The following is a 17,220-nucleotide window of genomic DNA, read 5'->3' on the forward strand; positions in this document are numbered from 1 at the left end:
TAAACGTAAACGGTATGCAATCCCCTCTTCTGGTGAAAATCCTTCAATGATTCCTTCAAAAGGTTTCCAAGGTTCATTTTTATCTGTACGAATCTGTAAACATTTAGCCTCAGGATTAGAAGGACAAGCTATCTTTTCATTAGATACATAAATAAAAATACGCTCATAAATTTCAGCTTTAATATCTTTATATTGTCCTTGATCTAATACAACTGGCATATAAACACTTGTAGGCTCTTCAGCAATTGTGCCCACTAGAAATAAATTATTATCTTGGCGAACAACTTTAGGGTGATTTTCTAAAAAACTATTAATTCGTGTGCTCATACTTTCTAATGGCTCACTGCATGCCATTAATGTCGTTGCTAAATTTCGAGCAGCCACAAAATTATCTAAGTGATCGATTTCAAATCCTCCCATGATCGTATTACAACCACCAGTGATTCCAAATCGTTTTTCATCCATATTTAATGTTAATGATACTGAGTTATCTTCAGCAATATTAGCGATATCCAATCCTGCATATGTCGTAGTCATAGATGATGCAACCAACAAACTGCCGATCACAATAGATCTAATTTTCATAATGACTCCCCTTTAGTTTTTGTATCAATCGTAGTTGCTGATTTTATCAGAAAACTAAGCTAGTTTGACAAATTTACAACATAGTCATCTGAAGGTTGCCATTTCAATCGTTTTTGAGCATATTGAGATGACACCTGATAATTCCCCCATAGAGCCTCAAAAAACATTGTTTTCCCTGTTAATTTCATTGTGGTTTTTGCCAAAAATTTTGGCGCATAAAATAATTTAATCGTTGTCACAGCTGCAACAGCAATCCCTTTTATCATCTGTGTTGTAGACATACTAAAATGGTCTGCGATGATCATCGTTTCATTACAAATTTCAGGTTGGCGCAAAATAGCATTTAAAGCCGACTCGAAATTACACAACGCTAATAACGTACGTTGATTATTGATACGATCTAATGGTAATGGCTTATTTTCTTTGACGATATGAACATATCGCCCAAATTCATTGACTGCATCAATATGATATATCAATGGTAAACGCAAAATGATTAGATTCATCGTATTACCATCACATAATCCTTTTAAAGCATCTTCAGCAGCTAATTTCGATTTAGCATAAGTGCTTCTAGGTTTCAATGGACTATCTTCTGAAATTGTAGAATGATTATCTATATCATAAACATCTGTTGTACTGATAAAAATAAAACGCTTAACACCACTTGCTAGCGCAGCTTTTGCCACCTGAATAGTATTATTAACATTAACCTTATAAAACTCCTCATCACAAGCGTTTTTATGGGCACTTAATCCTGCAAAATGAATCACTGTATCAACCTTTTCTGTTAACTCAGGCGTTACTTCTGATAAATCGCGGACTAAATGATTGGGATAACTCTCTTGTTGACGACTAGTCGTCAATAAATAAACATCACTGGTTCGTTGCAAAAAACGCACAATACGTTTACCCAAAAAACCCGATGCACCTGTGATTAAAATTGTTTCTGTCATATCGCAATGCCTGAAATACAAATTCTTTAAATAAATAAAATAGTTAGCAATCTACCATTAGGCAAATATTATTTATTCCATAATAAACGCTTAATGATAAAAGCTTATATTTTGTATGATTATTGATCTATTCATAAAAAAGATGTGACAAGCCGTTTTTATTATGTATAATGCAACTCCTCTGAAGTTGAAGACACAACGGAGCGGTAGTTCAGCTGGTTAGAATACCTGCCTGTCACGCAGGGGGTCGCGGGTTCGAGTCCCGTCCGCTCCGCCACTTCTTCAAAACTTATAGATCTCTTGGAGCGGTAGTTCAGCTGGTTAGAATACCTGCCTGTCACGCAGGGGGTCGCGGGTTCGAGTCCCGTCCGCTCCGCCAGTTAATAAAAAAGCTTGTTATTGAAAAATGACAAGCTTTTTTATTAACTATAATATTTATCAGAATCAATCAAAACAAAAAGCTAGGTGAGTTACCTAGCTTCATCACAGTGACATTATTTAATATCCACCTATTGCACGATATTTGCCTTATTTCAAATCTCGCAGACTCACAACAAAATCAGGCTGAATACCAGATTCTTCGATAAAATCATATGGATTGTGACCTCGTAAGAAGCCATAGTCAGCCATCAAAGCTGTTTTCATACCAAATGTGTTACCACCTAAAATATCTGTATGCAATGTATCACCCACCATCAATACGCGATCAGGCCTGATATTACCCACAACTTCTAAAATCTTATTAAAGCTCAATGCATAGCATAATTGGAATGGTTTACCAAAGAAATGCACATCTACACCATCAATTGCTTTAATATCCAATGCATAAGTACCAGGCTCAACCGTAAACGCCCCCGCTAATGGCGCACAAACATCGGGATTGCCAAATAAAACAGGACGCGGTCTTTTAGATAAAGATTCCAGCAACCAAACTTGCTTCCCAGCATTCCACTCCATTGTACCTAAGAAAATAACACCATCCACAGCATCCACATTTTCTTCTGTTAAATACACAGATTTGGCTTTCAATGTCGAAGCATCATAATCAGGCGAACCAATCACCCCCCAAGTTTTACCACGCGTACTTAAAGGATGGGACGGCAGAGCATGCTCAACAGCACTGCGTGATGAAATTACATTCTCAGGTGAAATGCTATAACCCCATTTTGGATATCGCTCCGCATTCTTTACCACAGGGAACGTCGCACCATTTGTTAAGACAAATGCATGCTTTCCTTGATCCACCAAACTATTGATAATATCAGGCATACCGTCAATCGTTTCAGCGCCAACATTCAGTACACCGAAACCGTCTAGCAACAATACATCAAACTCATCTGCAATATCTAATAATGAGGAAACAAGCTGACTCGCTTTTTGTGGCTGTTTAACTTCTGGGAACAGAACATTAGGATGATAATGATTTAAATAAATATCCCAATTACGTTCAAAATCTGACATTATTTTTCCTTAACTTATGTGATCAACTGGCAAATCAATATTTTTTAGCAAACCTTGTGCAATCGGATGATTCTCTTCAAATAACTCAATAATCGCCTGCACTGTTTTACCACTAATTTCTGTATTCCAAGCCAACATCATTTTAGAAGGCACTCGGTGTGTTGTAATTTGTAATTCTATTAAATCACCACTTTCTAAATGCGGCAAACAAATGGTGCGTGGTAAAAAACCAATCCCCAAACCATTTAAATGACATTTTAATTTAGTGGACATATTAGGGACTTTAATTTCCTTTTGCCCTTTTAATAACCATGCTGTTCTTTTTTGTAAATTACGTGCAGTATCCTCAACATTAATAGCAGGATATTTACGTAACATAGCATCTGTAATCTGCCCTTTATACTGTGTTAAAGGGTGATTTTTAGAAACAATGAATGCCCAAGAGATTGACCCTAAATCTTTAGATTCAATAATATTCGTCAATGATTCAGAACCAGGTGCTCCAATAGCAATGTGATGATTGTCATACATTAAACGATCCCACACACCCATAAAGATTTGGCGCGAAATTGTAATTTGAGTTTGTGGAAACATTCCATTTAAATAAACCAAAAGCTCTGTTACGGCATCCACATCGTATAACAGATTATTGATCGTAATGTTCACACTAGGCTCAATACCATCATTGATTTGCTGAAGCTCTTTAGGCATATTTTCAAGCCACATAATCCATTCGCGGCATTGCTCTAGCAAATGTTCACCCGCAGCAGTTAATTCAACCGTACGAGTGGTTCTATTAAATAGCTGCGCACCTACACTTTCTTCGAGCATTTTGATTCTATAGCTGATCGTTGCTGATGTTTTGTGCAAATTGCTGGCAGCTTTGGAGAAACTCTTCATCTCCGCCACTTGAATGAATGAACGCATCATTTCTAAATCAAGCATGGATCTTCCTTCATAATTCATCAATAATAACTAGCTAAAATACAAGCTGCTACGCTTGTATGCAAGCCTCTCCATCAAACTTCATGCAAATAAAATTTAAAAAAGCCAACTAGCAATTGCTAGCTGGCTTTATCAATGACCATTCAAAAAGTAATCATAACAATTATTGAATGTTATTTTTCTCACCAAATGCTACCAATGCTTTTTCAAAACAAGCCAATGGCGCACGAACAGTACCCGCGCCCACTTGACCAACACCTGGATCTTTATGCGCAATACCTGTATTGATTAATGGTGTAATACCAGTTTCCACCACTAAGCGAAGATCTAAACCAACCAATGCACCTTGGAAATCCCATGTTGGAATTTGTAATGCCATGTTGTGCTCTAAATAGATTTCACTCATTTCTTCTGATGTTTCAACAGCTGATTCAAAACCACCCGCACCCACGAAACGTGTTACACCTGGTGCTGCGATCATTGCACAACCGCCCACACCATAAGTTTCAGTGATTGCGCTATCACCAATATCTGGGTTAGCATCATCTTGTGTATAACCAGTAAAGAACAGACCTTGTGGTGTATTTACAGGTGCTTCAAACCATTGATCACCTAAACCACTCACTTTGATACCAAAATTGCGGCCATTACGACTCATCACAGTAACAATTGTACCTGCTTTGATTTGTGCACCAGCATCCATCGCAGCTTTACAATAAGCCATTGCTACGTTCAAGAAAAACTGATCTGTGATACTCATGAAGTTAATCACTTCAGTGATTTGCTCTTTTGGGTAATCCAAAGTAGAGATGATCGGTGATAATGTACGTGCTAATAATGCTGATGTTGCAATATTACGCTGATGGAATTCATCGCCCATTGTCACACCTTGCGCCATGTGAGCTGTGATATCTAAACCATCTTCCATTTGTGCCAAAGCATCACGCAAGATTGGGCGCAAAGTATCACGCATCCAACGATGGCGTGCCTGAACTTCTTCACCAAATGCACCAAAGCGCATTACTTTACCGATACCTTCGTTGATATTACAGTAAGCATAGTTATCATGCACTGCGTTATAAACTTTGATCATTGGCATATTAGCTGATGTAATACCGCCCATTGGGCCAACTGCATTCACTGAATGACATGGAATAAATTCTACTTCACCTGCATCCAATAATTTACGTGCACTTGCTTCATCTGTTGCCCAGCCTTCAAAGATTGCAGCACCTACACAAGCGCCTTGAGCAGGGCCAGTCATTTCTTCCCATTTAATAGGAGGACCTGCGTGCAATAATTTCTTGCCTTCCGCCAATGTTGGCACAGCTTCTTGAGCTGGAATAACACTCACCCAACGTGGACGCGCCTCTTTGATGCGCTCAACGACTGCTTGGTTCGCTTCATCAATTGTTGCAAAAGTTGTCATAATTAGGTCCTCTTATTTCAAATGTTTAAGAATATTTGCTAATTTCTTATTACCGCCCGCAACAGGCGCCCATTGATACTGTACAACTGCTGTTTGTGCTGCTTGAAGATCTTCAGCAAAACCACGTAAACCAGCATTAATAACTTTTACACCATCCAATAATGGATAAGGCTTCAACTCACCAGCTTCTGCTCTTGGTGTGATCAATGCAAATGCTAAAGCAGCAGCCTCTGGTAAATTATTTACAACTGTAATGCCTGCTTCTTTCAAAATCGCAATCTCGTTATCACGACCTTGTGGGTCTTGATTAGTACCTGTGACTGTTGCAATGAAGTTGATTGGCTCTTGGCGCTTTTCTTTCAATTTTGTTACTGCTGTTGCCACTGATTCTGCTGGATTTTTCATAGAACCATAACCCAATACAACATCCAACAACACTACGCCAATTTCAGGGCGCTTCGCTAACTTCATGATTTCTTCTTGACGAGATGATGGATCAATCATTGGATGAGGGCGACCGACTGTATAGAAGTCATCTCCTAAATCCACAACTTTGTGACCATCTACATCTAACATTGTACCTTTTTCATGCTTAGAATCGATCTCTGCATTCATGCCTTCAGCTAAAATCAATGCTGTTTCAGCGGCCAATGTACCACCTGTATATAAACCTAAAATTTTGCTATTAGGTACAGGATTCATTGTTTCATAATCTTTTTCAACTTCTGATAATTCAGCTGCTAAACGCGCTGCTTTATCAATTGTATTGATTAAGTAAACATTGCCGTCTTTTGGCTGATCAATTTTGCTACCTAAGAACAATGCCACAACTGGCTTGTTAATAGATTTCATGCGCTGAATAATTTTTTGACGAACTTCTTCAGCAGGTGGCTTAGAAACAAATGCAATTACTTTAGTATTTGCATCATTTGCGAGCATATCCAACGCTGTCATTGCGCTGATACCACCAACATCAACAGATAAATCACGACCGCCCAAACCAATCGCATGTGTAATGCCTTGACCTTCTAATGCGATTTGTGAACATAACTCTTGAATACCTGTACCTGATGCACCAACAACGCCGATATTACCTTCAGGAATAATGTTAGCAAAAGCCAATGGCGAACCTGCGATCATTGTTGTACCGCAATCTGGGCCCATTACAATTAAGCCTTTATCAGCTGCTTTTTGCTTTAAACGAATCTCATCTTCTAATGTTACGTTGTCAGAGAAGATCATCACATTCAAATCACGATCTAATGCTGAATCTGTTAATTCTGCGGCATATTCACCTGCAATTGAGATTAACACTGTATTGGCATCTGGCATTCTTTGTACGGCTGAAGCTAAACGTCTTGCCTTTGGAATTCGCTTACCACTACCGCCTTGGTTCTTAGCTAGATTTGCTAACTCTTCTTCCAATGCTGCAACAATTACTTCCACAATACTTGAATCTGTTGTTTCTGCCTTGATTGCTATACAAATGTCATTCGGGGTTGCTTCATCAAAATCTGGGCTCCAAAAACCTGTTGCTTGCAACAAATCTTTATTTGCGGGCGTTCCCATCATGACGGAAATTTCTTCGACATCAGGATGTTCACTTAGCTTACGTGAAATTAACATCAAGCTAACTGAGTCCTGAAAACTGCCTTTCTTCACAAAAGAATGGATCATAGTTTGAGTACCTCGTTTAAATGTACCTAAATTTAAGTGTGCCATATCACAATTAGGATGTGGCATTGCACAATCAAAAAGTAACATGCTTCTTGAATATAATAGTGATAAATGTCATGAAATTCAGGCTGTTTTAAAATTTCTGTCAATGGTAAAAGATTGGTTTAATTTTTCTAACGAGAATCTTTGAGAGAAGAGATTTCTTCTACTAATCGAGGACGATTAACAACATTTTTAGTGCAATCCTAAAAAGACAACATTTATCAATTTTTCAGATCGCGGATGTACTAAATTATAAGGTAGTTATTCCAATAACTTTCTTTTAAGGAGAGCTTTCTATGAGTTCAACAACACAATCCCCAAATGTCAGCAGTAAATATTGGATGGTGGCAGTTGCCGTCTTTTTCCTTGGTTGGGTTTTCATCTATGCTGGGCGCTCTCTATTAAGCCCTGTCATGGCAGAAATTGGTGCAACATATGATATTACGCTAACAGCAGTTGGCGGTGTTGTCAGTTTATTTTTCCTTGCCTATACAGGCTTACAAGTTCCCTCTGGTATTATTGGCGATAAAATTGGCCGTAAACGCGTATTAGTCATTGGTTTTATGATTTATGCATTATTTGTTGGTTTAGTTTATTTTGCCAATACTTATGCATTATTCGTCATCATTTGGATGATAGCGGGCGCGGCTCAAGGTAGCTATTATGGCCCACAATATGCATTATCATCAGAAGCAATTCCACCTAAACATTTAGCTGTTGGCAGTGCAATCATTGGTAGCGGAATGTCTTTTGGTATTGCGTTAGGCTATGAAATGTCTAGTAGTTCATTCAAAGCTGGCAATGATTGGCGCGTAGCATTCGTTTATATGGCTATCCCTATTTTCATCACAGCTTTATTGATTCTATTCTTCATTAAAGAAAAAGTGAATAATGGCAATACAGCACAAGTTGCAACTGAGAAAAAGAAAAGCGTCACCATGGCAGATTTCTTGTCTCTTTTCAAACGCCGCAACCTTTTAATGGCTTATATCGCAATCTTCTGTTCAATTTATGGTTTCTTCGTCATCATCACATGGTTACCAACTTATCTTGAAACAGAACGAGGTATGGATAAAGCAGTTGCAAGCCGTGTAGCATCTATCGTTCCTTGGTTATCCATCATTGGTACAATCTTCTTTAGCTGGGTTTCTGACCGCCTAGGCAAACGTAAAGCTGTCGCATTATTCATGTTACCTTTATCATTGTTATCCATCTTTGGTATCGTTTACTCAGGTAACTTAGATAACAGCACAACAGGTTCAACAATCTTAGGATTAGCAACTAACCCACAAAATATCTTATTGTTATGTGTATTAGTACTTTATGGCTTCATTGGTAAAATCAGCTTGAACCCAGTTTTATTAGCATTAACAGCTGAAAACGTTCCTAAATCATTATTGAGTACAGCTTTCGGTTTATATAACTTCTTAGGCATGTGTGGTTCGATCTTAGCGCCTTGGATGACTGGTTTCATTGCAACTAAAACAGGTAACTTAAACGCGAGTTTCTATGTTGCAGCAGCAGTTACAGTGATTGGTATTTTAGCATTGCTCTTTGTGGATGAATCCAAAAACTTAAATAAACGCGAAGCATAATCCCACAAGCAATTAGCTTAATCATGAGCCATTCTTAATTAATTTAGAATGGCTTTTTATTTTCATCACGCCACTTTATTGTAAATTTTTATTAAGAAACATTAATTCTTTTAAAGAGAAATATTCTCATTTATAATCCAATGACTTTTTCGTACTGAAATTAGCCATTGATTAATATCATTTAAATGAGAACTATTATGCACAAAAAAATAATTGCTTTAATTGTTTCAGCAACTGCCTTAACTTCTGCTCATGCAGCAACAGAACTATATGGTTCAATCGAATTGGGTATGACTCGCTCATATAGCCATAATCCTGCTGAAGGCAATATGTTATTTAATCAAATAGGCGAATCAAGTAGTGGCCTACCCATTTACCAAACTCAGCGTGCTGGTACACAAGCTTTATCTATTGATGATTATGGCTCATACATCGGTTTACGTGGCAGTGAATCCTTAGGTGAAAATGTACAGTTGATTTACAACTTACGTTGGGCTTTTAATGCTGCTGATGGCGGTGAAAATGGCGAAGGTTTTGAAAAAGAAATTGCCATGATTGGCTTAGAAACATCATTGGGTACATTTGCTCTTGGCCAAATGGATAATCCTTTTTATGAAGTCATTAAAGCTGATAGCGTTTCAGATGAGTTCTATGCATTGGGCTTATCTGCAAGTGCTGCTGCAGCTGGTGATATTCTTTTAGGTGATGCAGGCTCAATTAATACTTTTGATGCAGAAATGTGGGAGTATTTAGGCAACTCTGTCATTTATACTTCACCAAGCATTGCTGGATTCATATTCACAGCAGGCGTTGTTGCCACAAGTGATAATGAAAGATACAGTAATAATCGTGACATTGATTTATACACTGTCAGCTTAGCTTACGAACATGATTCAGGGTTTTATTCACGCATTGGCTATCTATCTGCTGATATTGCGGAAGATGCAAAACGTGCTTTCAGTTATGGTGCTCAAATTGGCTTCCGTACAGACGATTGGGGTATTACGGGCAATTATGCTTATGCACAGAATAAAAGTGCTGAAAGCTTTGGGATTGGTAATGCTCACTCAGAGTTTTTCTGGGATGAAGTCAATGATCAAGAACTTGATCGTAATAATTACAAACATACAGCTAAAGGCTGGGATATTGGTGCATATTGGTCATTCGGTGCAGATCATGACACAACATTGCGTGCAACGTATGGTCAAGCAACCTCTAAAAGACGTCATTCTGGCTTAACTGATGAAAACTATATTGCTCGTAATCAAGAAGATAATCACTTAAAAACATTATCTGTCGGTGTCGAACAAGCATTATCAGAACGCACTGCTCTGTGGTTAGAATATCAACACAGTATGATTAAACAGAAATTTTCAACATCTGGTATGGAGTTTAGCTATGTGGATCAGAGCTTATCATCTAAAAAATTCAAAGATAACCAATTAAGCATTGGTATCCGCCACGATTTCTAACTATTGATTTTATATAACACCTTACTCAATATTCAATTGAGCAAGGTGCTATCAATCACTAACAAACATCCACCCAACTCAAAGCATTAGAATATTTTTCTAGTTCATCCAAAGATAATTCAATCGCGCTATTGGCACTGCCACATGCAGGAAATACCGTTTCATAAGCTTTTAAACTCACATCTAAATAGATTTCTACATCAGGATTCACTGCAAATGGACAAACGCCACCCGCAGCATGACCAATAATTTCTTCAACTTGGTCAAAGGCAATCATCTTGGCTCTGTCATCAAATTGTGCTTTGAACTTTTTATTATCGACTCGCGCATTGCCTGCTGCTACAACAATAATATTTTTACCCATATTTTTCAGCATAAATGACAATGATTTTGCGATTCTATTCGGCTCACAATTTAGCGCTTGTGCTGCTAATTCAACTGTTGCACTCGAAACCTCAAACTCTTGAACACGACTCTCAATTCCCTCTTTTGCAAAAAATGCTTTAACTTCTGCAATGCCCATAAAAACTTCTCCTGACTTCAATATTTACCAACAATTTTTTATTTATTAATTTGTAACACTAAATCATGTAAAATGGTTAGTTTATCGAATTTTTATTTAATCAATAGGCAACATATTTTATGGCAGGAATGATTCAAGAGATGGAACGCAGACGCACGTTTGCGATTATCGCTCACCCTGATGCTGGTAAAACCACAATGACCGAAAAGCTTTTGCTATTTGGAGGTGCAATCAGCTTAGCAGGTACAGTTAAAGGTCGTAAGGCAGCACGTCACGCAACATCTGACTGGATGGAAATGGAAAAACAACGTGGTATTTCCATCACATCTTCTGTCATGCAGTTCCCTTATAAAGAGAAAATGATCAATCTCTTGGATACACCGGGCCATGAAGACTTCTCAGAAGATACTTATCGCACATTAACAGCTGTTGACTCAGCATTGATGCTGATTGACTGCGCAAAAGGTGTTGAAGAGCGAACCATTAAATTGATGGAAGTTTGTCGATTGCGTGATACACCCATCATGACATTCATCAACAAGCTTGATCGTGAAGGTAAAGACCCGATTGATCTATTGGATGAAGTTGAAGATGTATTGAAAATCCAATGCGCGCCTGTTACTTGGCCAATCGGCATGGGTAAAGAGCTTAAAGGTGTTTACCATTTGATCGACGATTATGTTGCTTTGTATGAAGTGCATAAAGATGGTAAAAAGCATGACAGCCGAATCATTCAAGGCCTAGATAATCCTGAGTTGGATGAAGTTTTAGGTGCAAAAGCTGCGGAATTCCGTGAAGAATTAGAATTAGTACGTGGTGCAAGTAACGAATTTAATCTAGAAGATTACTTAGCAGGTAAATTAACACCTGTTTACTTCGGTTCTGCGGTTACAAACTTTGGTGTGCAAGAAATGCTGGATGGCTTTGTTAAAATCGCCCCACCACCCAAAGCACACGAAACTACAAGCCGTGAAGTTTCTCCTGCGGAAGAAAAATTCTCAGGTTTTGTGTTTAAAATCCAAGCCAATATGGATCCTAAACATCGTGATAGAATCGCATTCATGCGCGTTTGTTCTGGTAAATATTCTCCTGGCATGTCGGCTCGTCATGTTCGCATTAATAAAAACATCAAAATCCCTGATGCTTTGACATTCATGGCATCTGAACGTGAGCATTTAACGGAAGCTTATGCTGGTGACATCATTGGTATCCACAATCATGGCACAATCCGCATTGGTGATACATTCACAGAAGGTGAAAACTTAGTTTTCACAGGGATTCCTGACTTCGCACCTGAGCTGTTCCGCCGTGCGCGTTTGCGTGACCCTTTGAAGATGAAGCAGTTGCAAAAAGGTTTAGAAGAGCTATGTGAAGAAGGTGCAACACAGTTATTCAAGCCACTCAACAGCAATGATTTAATCATCGGTGCGATCGGTGTGCTTCAATTTGATGTTGTATTGAATCGCTTACAAACTGACTATAACGTTGATTGTATTTTTGAAGCTGTAAACGTGACAACTGCGCGCTGGGTTACTTGCTCTGATTCGAAGAAATTCGAAACATTCATCAATAAATGCTACGACAATATGGCAGTGGATCACTCAGGTGAATATGTTTATATCGCACCAACACGTGTGAATTTAACATTAGCACAAGAACGTTATCCTGAAATCAAGTTCACAGCAACTCGTGAACATGGCGTTGGTTAATTAGCTCCACTCATAAAACTAGAGCGCTTCCATCAAATAGATTGAAGCGCTTTTTTATTAACATGAAAATGCTATTGATATTTAATTCTATTCATTTAATGTAGATAACATTAAGTTTACATACAACATTCAAGAAGGATAATTAAATGACAACTCCAATAGAAAATTTCAAAAAAATAGCAGCATCTTTCTATGGATGTGATGGTGGCAATTTAGATTCAGACTTCTGGTTCTGTGGGCTAGAATGGGGAAATGATCTTAACGAGCTGAAAACTATTATTGAAGTTGATGACCCTTTAAGAGAACATGGCTACCTACCTGATGATGGAAAAACACAAGATTTCTGCCAAAATATTTCTTGGGCAAGAAGCTTTAGTGACGCTCATCATAACCAATATAATTATACAATTTGCGATTTCCTCAATGAATTCAATATTCCCAAAATAGAGAAAAATTTAACAGACTATGAAAAATTCATAATCAAAAATAAAATCCTCTTTAATATGAAAGACGGTATTGGATTTAAAATGAATATGTTTTTACTCAATTCCCCTAAAAACAACTCTCCATGGGAAGAAAAACATAAAAAACTCACTGGATTTGAAAGTAGACAAGATTATCATCATTGGTGCATTAATGGTGAACGAGCACAGTTTTTTCAAGAACTCATCAAACAGCATCAACCTAAATATCTCATATGCACAGGCATCAGTAGTGATTATGAGTTTTTCTCATTTTTTGGATGCGATCATTCAACTGCGCAATATGCGTCAGATGAAGGTATTAGAATCGTTTTTTCTGAAATCCCAAATACACAAACAAATATTATTGTTGTTCCTTTCTTTGGTTATTATCAACACTGCATTAATTCTTCTGAAAAACTTACAAACTTAATTAAGCTAATCAAAGCTAACATCAAATAAAAAATTTATACATGATAAATAAGTCTAATATATCGTTATTAGGCTTTCACTTCATCGGCCACGTCCACCGCCGCCACCTGAACCACCACCCGATGATCCTCCTCCGCCTGAGCCTGAGCCTCGCCCACTATTCCCCCCAGAACTTGGTTTTGCGCTCGCCGTTTTAAATGAAGAAGAACTACTAATAGAACGAGCAGACAAAACACCTATCTTTTGACGATTCTCATACTGAATAGAATATAATTTTTTATACAAGGCTAACCATTTTTTATCAACATCAAAAATAATTGCATAAGGAAGATATTCCTCAAATAAATCTGGTGTAATCAGATGGTATTCATCAGCTTTTGTATATTCCAAGAAATGCTTAAACTCTAAAACTTTCTGCTGATCATCACAATATTCGGGTCTAATCATCACCATTATTTTTCCGTACCATGCAATAACAGTATTGAAAAGTAAAATGATAACAATTACTAATACAGATGCTTTAAAATTTGCAGACCAACTAAATCCACCCCATAAATCTGTAAACATCAAAGGCATTATGCTGAAAATAGAGCCGAAAAATAATAATACGATACACCAAAAGATTCTCTCAGAGACACTTGTAAACGATCGCCCATCTAATAGAGAGCTTAATCCTATCCATAATATTAAACACCCAAAAAATGCAAATAAGATTATTAGATAGTTTAAGCCTGAAATAATTGTAAAGCTCAAAGTGAAACAAATGCCCCATAAAATGAAAGCTGATAATGCAAAAAATGGAAACAGTGGGCGATAATATTTAGAGCCATCATAGATCATTCTTTCTGTCATAAGCTTTAATGCGCTTTCTAAGATAGGGTTATATTTAGCATAGGAAACTTTGCTTCGACCATTGATCTCCATCACTGATAAAAATTCACGCTGCCCCTGCGTTAAGCTTTTATCTTGATTAGGTATGATTGGCTTTATTTCTATTGTTTTCTCTGACTGATTAAATGATATCAATCCCTTATGTGCTAGATCCACTAGAAAAGCCACCCTAAATCTTTCCACATTCCCCATATAATTTTTGCCTGCTAAAAACATTAAGGTGTATAAAGAAAATTCTGGTGGAGAAAATCTCACTACAAATGCACGTAAACTCTTCGGTTTTCTATATACATAAATTAATGCACCTAATAGCCAATAACAAAACATCACAATTAGTATTCCCATCAATGCTATATGAATGGGCTGCACAAATGACGGGAAGTAACTCAGGATTTTTTCGACTACCCCACCAATATATCCTGAATCATTACTGGGGATGATTCCTTTGGTAAAACCAGTCGCGATGGTTAAACCTTGACCATTACCGATCATTTCTGGTGCTATAAACTCAATTTTTTGCGGTGATACTTCCGTCACAATTGCTCTAGAATTATCTCCTGCTTGCCCATAATATCCTGCAGATTGTATTGCCTTAACTGAGTTTGGCAAAACTAACGTAACTTTTGCCTTTTCAATGGGAAACTGCCAACCATTACCAATGGCATTGAAATACAATTCATCATAGCTAAGAAAGCCCCGAATGTGATTAGAACTTTGCCAATGGAATTGGTAAATATTTTGACCTTTAGGAATATAATTTTTGGGGTGGTCATATTTAGCACCCGTATAAATTTCAAACAGATCACCATTGTCTTCCACCCAATAGTTTTCAGACTCACCATTACGAGTGACACTCAACACTTCAATGGGTGTTTCAATCTCTTGTTTATACATAGAATAACGACTAGGAATATCCCGAATAATGCCTAAACGCACATCCTTATGATCAATGTTCATTTCTATCGTTTCAACCACATCAATTTTGCCATCTTCTAGCACTGTGATATTCACATCATAATTTTTGATGACATCAGCTAATGAGATATTTAATAGACACCAACATAAAAAGAATATTATTATTTTTCTTATCATCGGCCACCTCCACCGCCGCCACCTGATCCACCACCCGATGATCCACCACCGCCTGAGCCTGAACCGCCGCCACTAGAACCGCCTCCGCCTGATGATGAAAAACCTGAAGATGATCGTCCCATACTTGGGCTAGACATTGCACGGCTAAAAGTTGAAGAACTGGATCGAGCCATATGTAATGCACCTTGCTGTTGGCTTATTTGGTAATTTTTTGGATATAGCGATTGATAGAGTTTTATCCACTTTTTCTCAACGCCAAACAAAATAGAATATGGTAAATACTCTTCAAATAAATTAGGCGTAATTAATTCATACTCCGCTTTTTTTGTATAGACTAAAAAATGTTTAAATTCTAACAGTGCTTGCTTGTGGTCCACATAATGGGCTTTCACATAATAACGATACTTTGATAATTGGATAAATATCACCATCAGTACCAATAATGATAACCATACCAATCCATAACTACATAAATAAGTCATCATAGATAAAGGAGTATTAGCTATTTCCGTCATCATGAAATATAGCGGCACACCACCAAATGCAAAGAAAAACATAAAAACTGGCAACCCTTTCAACAATAATGATGCTTTGCCAAACAACTGATCTTTTTCATTAATCTTAGGAATTTGATTCATAATTATAGAGTTCAAAATCAGCATAGGAATGACTATAAATACTAATGAAAAATAGATTTCTGCAGATAAATAAATTGAAAATGATAACAGCATCACTGCCATTACAATAATGCCAATAATCAAAAAGATGGGGGCTATTTTTTTGTAACACTCATCCGCTAAATCTTGAATATGTGTTTTCAATAACTGAATACCATGAGAAAATGCACCATTATATTTTTCTAATGAAATGACAGGAATGCCTCTTCTTTGTAAGCTCACAATAAATTGTAATTCTTCTGGGCTTAATAGTGCCCTGTGTTGATCTGTTAGTTTCTTTCTAACCTTAATACTTTTAGTTGTTTCATTAAAAGATAAAAGCCCCAATGCCTGAAACCTAACCAGCATTGCTAGCATAAATTTACTATGATTCTCAGGCGAATAAAGTGCACACGCGAGGTCAAATGGTATATTCGGTGGTGCGTATCTCACCATAAAAGCACGCTGGCTTTTAGGCAATATTTTGGTGTAAATCATAGCTGCTAAACGCTTATACAGCAACATCACAGCCATCATAATCCCCAATATAATATTTAAAGGCTGAACAAAACTTGGAAAATAATCCAAAGCTTTTGCCATCCAAACATCATACCAATTGGGTTCTATGCTCGGAATAATTCCTTTCGTAAATCCTGTCGCAACCGTAAAACCTTTACCATTGCCTAATATTTTTGGTGATGTAAATTGAATTTCTTGTGGGGATTTCTGTGTTGTCTGAGCCTGATCAATCGCTCCTCTCACACCATAATAAGCCGCTGATTGAATTGCACTGACAGACTTTGGCAACTTCAATGTAACTGTCGCAACTATAATGGGTAAACGCCAATTATGGCCAATTGCATTGATGTATAACTCATCATAATTTTCAAAACTACGAATGTGATTTTGACTCTGCCAATGGATCACAAAAGTGTGTTTACCTTTATCCAAATAGTTATCCACAACGTTATCAACGGAACCTGTGAATATCTCCACATTTCCATATTGATTCTCTGTCCAAAAATTTTCTGGCTGCCCATTACGAGTTACAGTTAGAACATTGACTGGCGTCTCTACTCGCTTATTCATAAAGTAATAACTTTTTGGAATTTCTCGAGTTATACCCAGTTTAATTTGTTCATGATTGGTTGTGATTTCAATTGTTTCTACAACATCAATCGTTCCATCTTCCAATATATTAATCCTAGAATCATAATGATCTATTTGATCTGCCCATGTAATATTGAATAAGAACATCACTGATAGAAATATATATTGGGCAACTATTTTCATT

13 protein-coding genes and 2 tRNA genes are annotated in these 17,220 nt (G+C 37.3%); 6 read left to right on the forward strand and 9 right to left on the reverse strand.

The window, feature by feature from the left end; genetic code table 11:
- On the reverse strand, window positions 1–585 hold a 585-nt coding region (locus BZK14_RS11560), incomplete at its 3' end, for a DUF4377 domain-containing protein (protein WP_077926630.1).
- A 59-nt stretch (window positions 586–644) separates the two neighbouring features.
- Window positions 645–1,541 (reverse strand): NAD-dependent epimerase/dehydratase family protein, encoded by an 897-nt coding sequence (locus BZK14_RS11565; RefSeq protein WP_077926631.1) that lies wholly within the window; start codon window positions 1,539–1,541, stop codon window positions 645–647.
- Window positions 1,542–1,741: 200 nt separating this feature from the next.
- Here BZK14_RS11565 and BZK14_RS11570 point away from each other — a divergent pair.
- A tRNA-Asp gene (locus BZK14_RS11570) sits at window positions 1,742–1,818 on the forward strand.
- A 25-nt stretch (window positions 1,819–1,843) separates the two neighbouring features.
- Window positions 1,844–1,920 (forward strand) — tRNA-Asp (locus BZK14_RS11575).
- A 149-nt stretch (window positions 1,921–2,069) separates the two neighbouring features.
- Here the strand turns inward: BZK14_RS11575 and BZK14_RS11580 are convergent.
- From BZK14_RS11580 to fdrA, 4 genes are all read right to left on the reverse strand, one after another.
- A complete protein-coding gene (locus BZK14_RS11580; RefSeq protein WP_077926632.1) occupies window positions 2,070–3,002 on the reverse strand; it encodes an HAD-IIA family hydrolase in 933 nt (310 codons plus the stop codon).
- A 9-nt stretch (window positions 3,003–3,011) separates the two neighbouring features.
- Window positions 3,012–3,947 (reverse strand): HTH-type transcriptional activator AllS, encoded by a 936-nt coding sequence (gene allS, locus BZK14_RS11585; protein ID WP_077926633.1) that lies wholly within the window; start codon window positions 3,945–3,947, stop codon window positions 3,012–3,014.
- 163 nt (window positions 3,948–4,110) lie between these two features.
- A complete protein-coding gene (locus tag BZK14_RS11590) occupies window positions 4,111–5,376 on the reverse strand; it encodes a YlbE family protein (protein WP_077926634.1) in 1,266 nt (421 codons plus the stop codon).
- Window positions 5,377–5,388: 12 nt separating this feature from the next.
- Window positions 5,389–7,053 (reverse strand): acyl-CoA synthetase FdrA, encoded by a 1,665-nt coding sequence (gene fdrA / locus BZK14_RS11595; protein WP_077926657.1) that lies wholly within the window; start codon window positions 7,051–7,053, stop codon window positions 5,389–5,391.
- A 338-nt stretch (window positions 7,054–7,391) separates the two neighbouring features.
- Here fdrA and BZK14_RS11600 point away from each other — a divergent pair, with 338 nt between their 5' ends.
- Both BZK14_RS11600 and BZK14_RS11605 read left to right on the forward strand, forming a co-directional pair.
- Window positions 7,392–8,690, forward strand: coding sequence for an MFS transporter (locus tag BZK14_RS11600; protein ID WP_077926635.1), 1,299 nt, complete (start codon window positions 7,392–7,394; stop codon window positions 8,688–8,690).
- Between the two features lie 197 nt (window positions 8,691–8,887).
- Entirely contained in the window at window positions 8,888–10,162 is a 1,275-nt protein-coding gene (locus BZK14_RS11605; protein ID WP_171973718.1) for a porin, read from the forward strand.
- Window positions 10,163–10,220: 58 nt separating this feature from the next.
- On the opposite strand, the gene BZK14_RS11610 is transcribed toward BZK14_RS11605, so the two are convergent.
- Window positions 10,221–10,685, reverse strand: coding sequence for a YbaK/EbsC family protein (locus tag BZK14_RS11610; protein WP_077926637.1), 465 nt, complete (start codon window positions 10,683–10,685; stop codon window positions 10,221–10,223).
- Window positions 10,686–10,804: 119 nt separating this feature from the next.
- Between BZK14_RS11610 and BZK14_RS11615 the strand changes: the two genes are divergently transcribed.
- Both BZK14_RS11615 and BZK14_RS11620 read left to right on the forward strand, forming a co-directional pair.
- The gene (locus BZK14_RS11615) at window positions 10,805–12,394 is read left to right on the forward strand and encodes a peptide chain release factor 3 (protein ID WP_077926638.1); all 1,590 of its coding nucleotides are present in this window, start codon (window positions 10,805–10,807) and stop codon (window positions 12,392–12,394) included.
- Between the two features lie 146 nt (window positions 12,395–12,540).
- Window positions 12,541–13,317, forward strand: a complete 777-nt coding sequence (locus BZK14_RS11620; protein ID WP_077926639.1) for a hypothetical protein — start codon at window positions 12,541–12,543, stop codon at window positions 13,315–13,317.
- 51 nt (window positions 13,318–13,368) lie between these two features.
- Here BZK14_RS11620 and BZK14_RS11625 read toward each other — a convergent pair whose 3' ends face one another.
- Complete coding sequence (locus BZK14_RS11625) at window positions 13,369–15,270, reverse strand: DUF2207 domain-containing protein (protein ID WP_077926640.1); 1,902 nt, start codon at window positions 15,268–15,270, stop codon at window positions 13,369–13,371.
- The gene (locus BZK14_RS11630; RefSeq protein WP_077926641.1) at window positions 15,267–17,219 is read right to left on the reverse strand and encodes a DUF2207 domain-containing protein; all 1,953 of its coding nucleotides are present in this window, start codon (window positions 17,217–17,219) and stop codon (window positions 15,267–15,269) included. The genes BZK14_RS11625 and BZK14_RS11630 overlap by 4 nt, the downstream gene beginning before the upstream one ends.
- Between the last annotated feature and the right edge of the window lies 1 nt (window position 17,220).

It is taken from the genome of Wohlfahrtiimonas larvae (genome assembly GCF_002006755.1).
GTDB lineage: Bacteria > Pseudomonadota > Gammaproteobacteria > Cardiobacteriales > Wohlfahrtiimonadaceae > Wohlfahrtiimonas > Wohlfahrtiimonas larvae.

What these genes read in the sequence shown, in the direction of transcription:
- BZK14_RS11565 (WP_077926631.1), bottom strand. Translation starts at nt 1,541, where the DNA reads ATGACAGAAACAATTTTAATCACAGGTGCATCGGGTTTTTTGGGTAAA.
- BZK14_RS11580 (WP_077926632.1), bottom strand. Translation starts at nt 3,002, where the DNA reads ATGTCAGATTTTGAACGTAATTGGGATATTTATTTAAATCATTATCAT.
- allS (WP_077926633.1), bottom strand. Translation starts at nt 3,947, where the DNA reads ATGCTTGATTTAGAAATGATGCGTTCATTCATTCAAGTGGCGGAGATG.
- BZK14_RS11590 (WP_077926634.1), bottom strand. Translation starts at nt 5,376, where the DNA reads ATGACAACTTTTGCAACAATTGATGAAGCGAACCAAGCAGTCGTTGAG.
- fdrA (WP_077926657.1), bottom strand. Translation starts at nt 7,053, where the DNA reads ATGATCCATTCTTTTGTGAAGAAAGGCAGTTTTCAGGACTCAGTTAGC.
- BZK14_RS11600 (WP_077926635.1), top strand. Translation starts at nt 7,392, where the DNA reads ATGAGTTCAACAACACAATCCCCAAATGTCAGCAGTAAATATTGGATG.
- BZK14_RS11605 (WP_171973718.1), top strand. Translation starts at nt 8,888, where the DNA reads ATGCACAAAAAAATAATTGCTTTAATTGTTTCAGCAACTGCCTTAACT.
- BZK14_RS11610 (WP_077926637.1), bottom strand. Translation starts at nt 10,685, where the DNA reads ATGGGCATTGCAGAAGTTAAAGCATTTTTTGCAAAAGAGGGAATTGAG.
- BZK14_RS11615 (WP_077926638.1), top strand. Translation starts at nt 10,805, where the DNA reads ATGGCAGGAATGATTCAAGAGATGGAACGCAGACGCACGTTTGCGATT.
- BZK14_RS11620 (WP_077926639.1), top strand. Translation starts at nt 12,541, where the DNA reads ATGACAACTCCAATAGAAAATTTCAAAAAAATAGCAGCATCTTTCTAT.
- BZK14_RS11625 (WP_077926640.1), bottom strand. Translation starts at nt 15,270, where the DNA reads ATGATAAGAAAAATAATAATATTCTTTTTATGTTGGTGTCTATTAAAT.
- BZK14_RS11630 (WP_077926641.1), bottom strand. Translation starts at nt 17,219, where the DNA reads ATGAAAATAGTTGCCCAATATATATTTCTATCAGTGATGTTCTTATTC.